The 4,804-nt window shown below is 43.1% G+C and carries 7 protein-coding genes; 3 read left to right on the top strand and 4 right to left on the bottom strand.

Annotated features, from left to right (window positions below; all coding sequences use genetic code 11):
- On the top strand, nt 1–110 hold a 110-nt coding region (locus FTU17_RS16850), incomplete at its 5' end, for a zinc ribbon domain-containing protein (protein WP_179994364.1).
- A 71-nt stretch (nt 111–181) separates the two neighbouring features.
- Here FTU17_RS16850 and sodC read toward each other — a convergent pair.
- The 3 genes from sodC to FTU17_RS16835 form a co-directional block, all read right to left on the bottom strand.
- Nucleotides 182–730, bottom strand: coding sequence for a superoxide dismutase family protein (gene sodC / locus FTU17_RS16845; RefSeq protein WP_180136094.1), 549 nt, complete (start codon nt 728–730; stop codon nt 182–184).
- A gap of 116 nt (nt 731–846) precedes the next feature.
- Nucleotides 847–1,968 (bottom strand): AI-2E family transporter, encoded by a 1,122-nt coding sequence (locus FTU17_RS16840; protein ID WP_162689724.1) that lies wholly within the window; start codon nt 1,966–1,968, stop codon nt 847–849.
- A 150-nt stretch (nt 1,969–2,118) separates the two neighbouring features.
- Nucleotides 2,119–2,763, bottom strand: a complete 645-nt coding sequence (locus FTU17_RS16835) for a ParA family protein (protein WP_078192493.1) — start codon at nt 2,761–2,763, stop codon at nt 2,119–2,121.
- 132 nt (nt 2,764–2,895) lie between these two features.
- On the opposite strand from FTU17_RS16835, the gene FTU17_RS16830 reads away from it, so the two are divergent.
- Nucleotides 2,896–3,366, top strand: coding sequence for a Holliday junction resolvase-like protein (locus tag FTU17_RS16830; protein WP_078192492.1), 471 nt, complete (start codon nt 2,896–2,898; stop codon nt 3,364–3,366).
- A 55-nt stretch (nt 3,367–3,421) separates the two neighbouring features.
- Nucleotides 3,422–4,015, top strand: a complete 594-nt coding sequence (locus tag FTU17_RS16825; RefSeq protein WP_180136092.1) for a hypothetical protein — start codon at nt 3,422–3,424, stop codon at nt 4,013–4,015.
- A gap of 47 nt (nt 4,016–4,062) precedes the next feature.
- Here the strand turns inward: FTU17_RS16825 and FTU17_RS16820 are convergent, their stop codons facing one another.
- Entirely contained in the window at nt 4,063–4,635 is a 573-nt protein-coding gene (locus FTU17_RS16820) for a class I SAM-dependent methyltransferase (protein ID WP_180136090.1), read from the bottom strand.
- Nucleotides 4,636–4,804: the final 169 nt, after the last annotated feature.

Raw genomic sequence — 4,804 nt, 5'->3', positions numbered from 1 at the left:
AATGGGAGTGCATGAGCTGTGGTACAGCTCATGATCGAGATATAAACTCAGCTCTAAACATTCTTGCGCTTGGGCATAAGCGTCTAGCTGTAGGAATCACCCTCTTTTAAGGGGGTGAGGATGTCAATCAATAGAAAAGCGGACTTAAAGTCCGCTTGTTCAAATCTATATGCAAAGTTGATTATTGAATCACACCACAGGCAATACGGTCACCGCCACCGCCTAGAGGTTTAGGGTCGTCAGAGTAATTATCACCACCAGCATGGATCATGATGGCTAAGCCTTGTACATCCGCCAATTTCAAACGTGGTGCAATTAAATTCACTTTTGCTGTGCCATCGGTTTGAACTTGAAGGATCGGTAAGTCACCCAAGTGACCTGTTAGCGGCGTACCGTGGTGAGGTGCAGCTTTAGGGTTAAAGTGACCACCTGCAGCAAGAGCAGCACCCGCTTTTCCATCTTTTTCAGCTGGGGCACAAGAGCCTTTTTCATGAATATGGAAACCGTGTGGACCCGGAGGAAGCTGGGTTAAATTGGTATGAATAACCAAGCCAGCAGGGCTATCAACCAAGTTAATTTGACCGATGCTTTGACCAATACCTTGAGCAGTCACGGCATTGACCATCACGGTTTTTGCATTCAGACCTGTTGAAGTCGAGGTACTCGCACAGCCTGTAAACATCAGGGCACTGACCGCAGCAAGCGCACCGAATTTAAATAGTGAAGACATGTTTGGCATCCTGTCTGTTTTTATGGAGTTTCAACCATTGAAACAGATGCGGATACAGGATGACAGATAATTTAAGTATTTGATTGTAATATTTGTTTAATGAATTCAAGCCTGAATTAAGGTTGTTCAGGCTTATCATCCATATTGTCTAAGTCATGTGCCAATGTTGCTTTGGGCATCATGACGGCTTCAATTTGGGTTTCATGTAACCATTCACGCCAAATCGCCAAGAGTACCGCCAAGATCACTGGCCCGATAAATAAACCGACAAGACCGAAACTGGCGATACCACCTAAAACACCGAACATGATTAATAAGAATGGAATCTGCGTTGCCCCTGAAATCACTAAAGGACGAATCACGTTATCGGCCGTACTCACGATACAAACACCCCAAGCCATGACGCCAATGGCTTCAATGGTTTGACCTTGTGAAAATAACCACAACGACACAGCGGTATATGAAATCGGTGGGCCAAAGGGAATCAGTGCCAACATGAAGGTAATGATGGTTAATAACATCGGGTTAGGCACATCGGCAACAAAATAGCTGAGACCGGCAAGTAAAGCTTGGGCAATGGCGGTGAGACCGATGCCATACACTACAGCACGTGTGGTATCCGAGATGGTGGCAAGATAATGATGAATACGTGGCCCGATCACCATTTCGAGGGCTTTACTGACCTGACTTAAAATGGTTTGACCATCACGATAGAAGAAAAATAAAGACATCACGGCAAAACACAGCTTAAAGATATTTTTACTGACTTCGCCGACCAAAACTTTACCGTAGTTCAAATGCCCCTGAATCCAAATTTGCACCGATTGAATAATACTGTTCGGGTCATTGTTCAGCTCATGCAGGGTACGACTGACTTCTTTACCAATAAACGGCAGTTGGCGAATAAAATCAGGCACATTGACATGACCCGAGAAGACCTGCTTTTGTAATTCAAAATACAAGTTACGGCCTTCATGTTGTAGCAAGAAGATCGCAAAAATCACCGGCAGACCCACCACGAGTACCACCAATAAGATCATCAGCGCCGCACTTAGATTTGCACGATTGCCACAAAAACGATGCACCGATTGATACAGCGGCCAAGTCATATAAGCAATAATCGCTGCCCAAACAACGGGCACAATAAAGTATTTGAGTACGCTAAAGCTCAAAAAAATCAGGATAAAAAATAATCCGAACAATAAGACTTTTTGTAATGTAGGTGCGAACGTTGGCAATGCGTGCTCTGATTTTTTCATCATGTTGTGTTCAATCTTAACCGAAAAAAAAGCTCCCGAAAACGAGAGCTTGTTAACTTATGGTGAATATCTTTCAGGCTAGATCCTTGCAAGATTGACCTTTATATCAGCAAAATGTGGAATGATGGGTTAAAACCACTCGGCTTCGTCTTCAATAATGGCATTGAGCACAGGTTGCCATTGTTGCTGCATGCCGAGGTACAATTTTTGCGTTTTATCAAAAACCGAAAGACCTTGCATGGCAAGTTGACCATAAGCGGTACGTTCAGAAATCCAAGCAACGGGCTGTTGTTCAACTTTATTGAAAAAATCTTGAATTTCTTTGGAATGAGCAGAATTGGGTTTGACACGATTGGCCAGCAATAGGATTTGGACTTTACCTTTACGAATCCGTTTAATTTCTTGTAAATGCTTTAAAAAACGACGGGTCGAGTCGATGTCGAAGAAAGATGGTTGTAGCGGGGTAATGATGGCGTGAGCTTCACTCACCAACTGATCTGCATGTTCACCCGATAACGCACCCGGTGCATCGATAATCAGATATTCAATTCCTTTCGGCACATCACCAATCGATTTTTCATGACGCCAATCTAGGCTCTGAATCGGGGCGGCAGTCTCTGGGCGCTGTTTGAGCCATTGACGTGCAGACTTTTGATTGTCAGCATCTGCCAAGGCCACTTTATAACCTTTTTGCGCAAGTGCAGAGGCTAAACTGATTGCTGTGATGGTTTTGCCACAACCACCTTTTTGATTGGCAATTAATATCGTTTTCATCGACCTAAATAGATTTTATTCTGCTCATCCCTAGCATATCATTGTTTAATGCGGGGAATATGACAAAGAACCAAAGTCTAAGTTTTTTCTATAGTTTTCGCTGTAATATATTAAAAAGATTAGGAATTTTAAATGTCTGTCTGGATGGCCATGCTCATTGGCGCGTGTATTGGGATTGTACTGACCACCTTAATTTTAAGTGGCAGTCGCAATGGAAGGATTAAGGCAGAATACGAGCAATATATTGCAGAACTAGAATTGGAACATCAGCAGGCCTTGGCCCATGCACAAAAACGCAGTGTAAATACCAGTCGTGCTGTTTTAAAAGGCAAAATGGCCGAACAAATGGCGCCGATCATGCCTGAATTTCAGTATTTACCTAGCGATGCAAAGTTTCTCGGTGACCCGATCGATTATGTGGTTTTTGATGGCTATACCGACTTTCGTGATGGCGATGGCCTCGCTGAAGACATCGAAGTGGTGCTGATTGATATTAAAAGTGGTGGGGCACGTTTGACCAAAGGGCAACAAGCGATTGCTCAAGCCATTGCCGAAGGGCGAGTGCGTTTTGAAACCATCCGAATTGATTTTGAGCATATTTAAGCTCGCGTGATTCAGGCTCAGAACCGTCGAAAAGTAATAAGGACAGAATATTCACATGGAAAAACTCTTAGCGACTGCAGCCGTTTTTGCGCTCATGCTGTGGATATGGTCTGAATATTTTCGTGCCATTCCACATTTAGAGCAGACTGGTGTGCTGAAAAATTTTCAGGTCACAGCGACTCAGGCATTTTCCGGTGAATATGTGCTGTTGGATAAACGCTACTACAGTGCCAGTAGTCGTACATTACATCCGGCCGCACCGACCGTGGTGGGTGGCTTTCAAGACTTAGCCTATGTCAGCAATATTGATTTGCTACTGAGTTCAGGCGCAAATGATATCCAGTCTTTAAAATACCATCTTGAATGGTCGCAGCAGAACCGTTGTTTTAACGTGCAAGAGAAAAACGTGCCCTCGACACAAATTGAACAGCTCAAGTCCGAATTGCAAAATGTTAGTGTGATTGCTCAATCCGAAGACGTCGCAAATCGTATTCGCCGTTTAAAATCAGGTGATCGCGTGGAGATTTTGGGTGAATGGGTGGATGTGCATTCCATCAAAACAGGGAAGTCGTATAACACCTATAATGTGTTGAATAAAAAGCCTTGTCATATCCTAAAAATTAATGCCATTCGACTAATCAAAGACTAGGTACTTTTATCTAGATTTGATTTTGCTTAAACATGGCCTTGGACGCTTTAACTCAACTTCCGTGCGCGGGCGAGCAACATGCGCTGACCAATTTTTGGAATGCCTTCTGCATCAAAATACTGCGTTTCAAAACATTCAAACTGGGCATCTTCAAGCAACTTTTGCATATGACGATCCAGATGACAGCCATCCGCGACTTTCTTTTGAATGGGCGTCAGTAGGTGTTGTAACTGCTTAATTTTCCGATTTTCATTGTGTTGTACATGCTCAACCAAATGAAATGTCCCTGTTGGTTTAAGGACACGGTAGATTTCTTCAAGCGCAGTTTCAATATCGGCAATGCTGCATAAGGTCCATGTACTCACGACATGATCTAGACTTTCATCTGCAAAGGGTAATTTTTCAGCACCGGCTAAAATATGCTGTACCTCAAAGGGCGCAACATGTACACGTTCAGCAGCTAAATGAAAAATATCGGGATTGGGCTCAAGGGCAAAAACCGTATCGACATTTTGATAAAACGCTAAATTAAAACCTGTACCAAAGCCAATTTCGAGCACCTCCCCAGATACGGCTAACAGGAGTTCGCGTCGTTTATCCATCAGGCTCGGCACTTGCATGACTTGATTTAAAAGATGCGGAAAAATGTGTTGTTGATAAAATTTATCAAATGGAGCGTAAAACTCTGTCCTTCAGGTCAGAGATATAAGCGACACGACATGAAGTGTCGTTTGATTTAACTAAGGACTATTTTCCTTGAGTTTTGATTGTTAATATAAGTACATGAAA

This window comes from Acinetobacter sp. YH12070, from assembly GCF_013419625.1.
GTDB classification, from domain to species: domain Bacteria; phylum Pseudomonadota; class Gammaproteobacteria; order Pseudomonadales; family Moraxellaceae; genus Acinetobacter; species Acinetobacter amyesii.
This window is presented reverse-complemented; position numbering and strand designations above follow the sequence as displayed.

Excerpts from the sequence above, each read along its gene's own strand:
- sodC (WP_180136094.1), bottom strand. The coding sequence starts at position 730 with ATGTCTTCACTATTTAAATTCGGTGCGCTTGCTGCGGTCAGTGCCCTG.
- FTU17_RS16835 (WP_078192493.1), bottom strand. The coding sequence starts at position 2,763 with ATGAAAACGATATTAATTGCCAATCAAAAAGGTGGTTGTGGCAAAACC.
- FTU17_RS16830 (WP_078192492.1), top strand. The coding sequence starts at position 2,896 with ATGTCTGTCTGGATGGCCATGCTCATTGGCGCGTGTATTGGGATTGTA.
- FTU17_RS16825 (WP_180136092.1), top strand. The coding sequence starts at position 3,422 with ATGGAAAAACTCTTAGCGACTGCAGCCGTTTTTGCGCTCATGCTGTGG.
- FTU17_RS16820 (WP_180136090.1), bottom strand. The coding sequence starts at position 4,635 with ATGCAAGTGCCGAGCCTGATGGATAAACGACGCGAACTCCTGTTAGCC.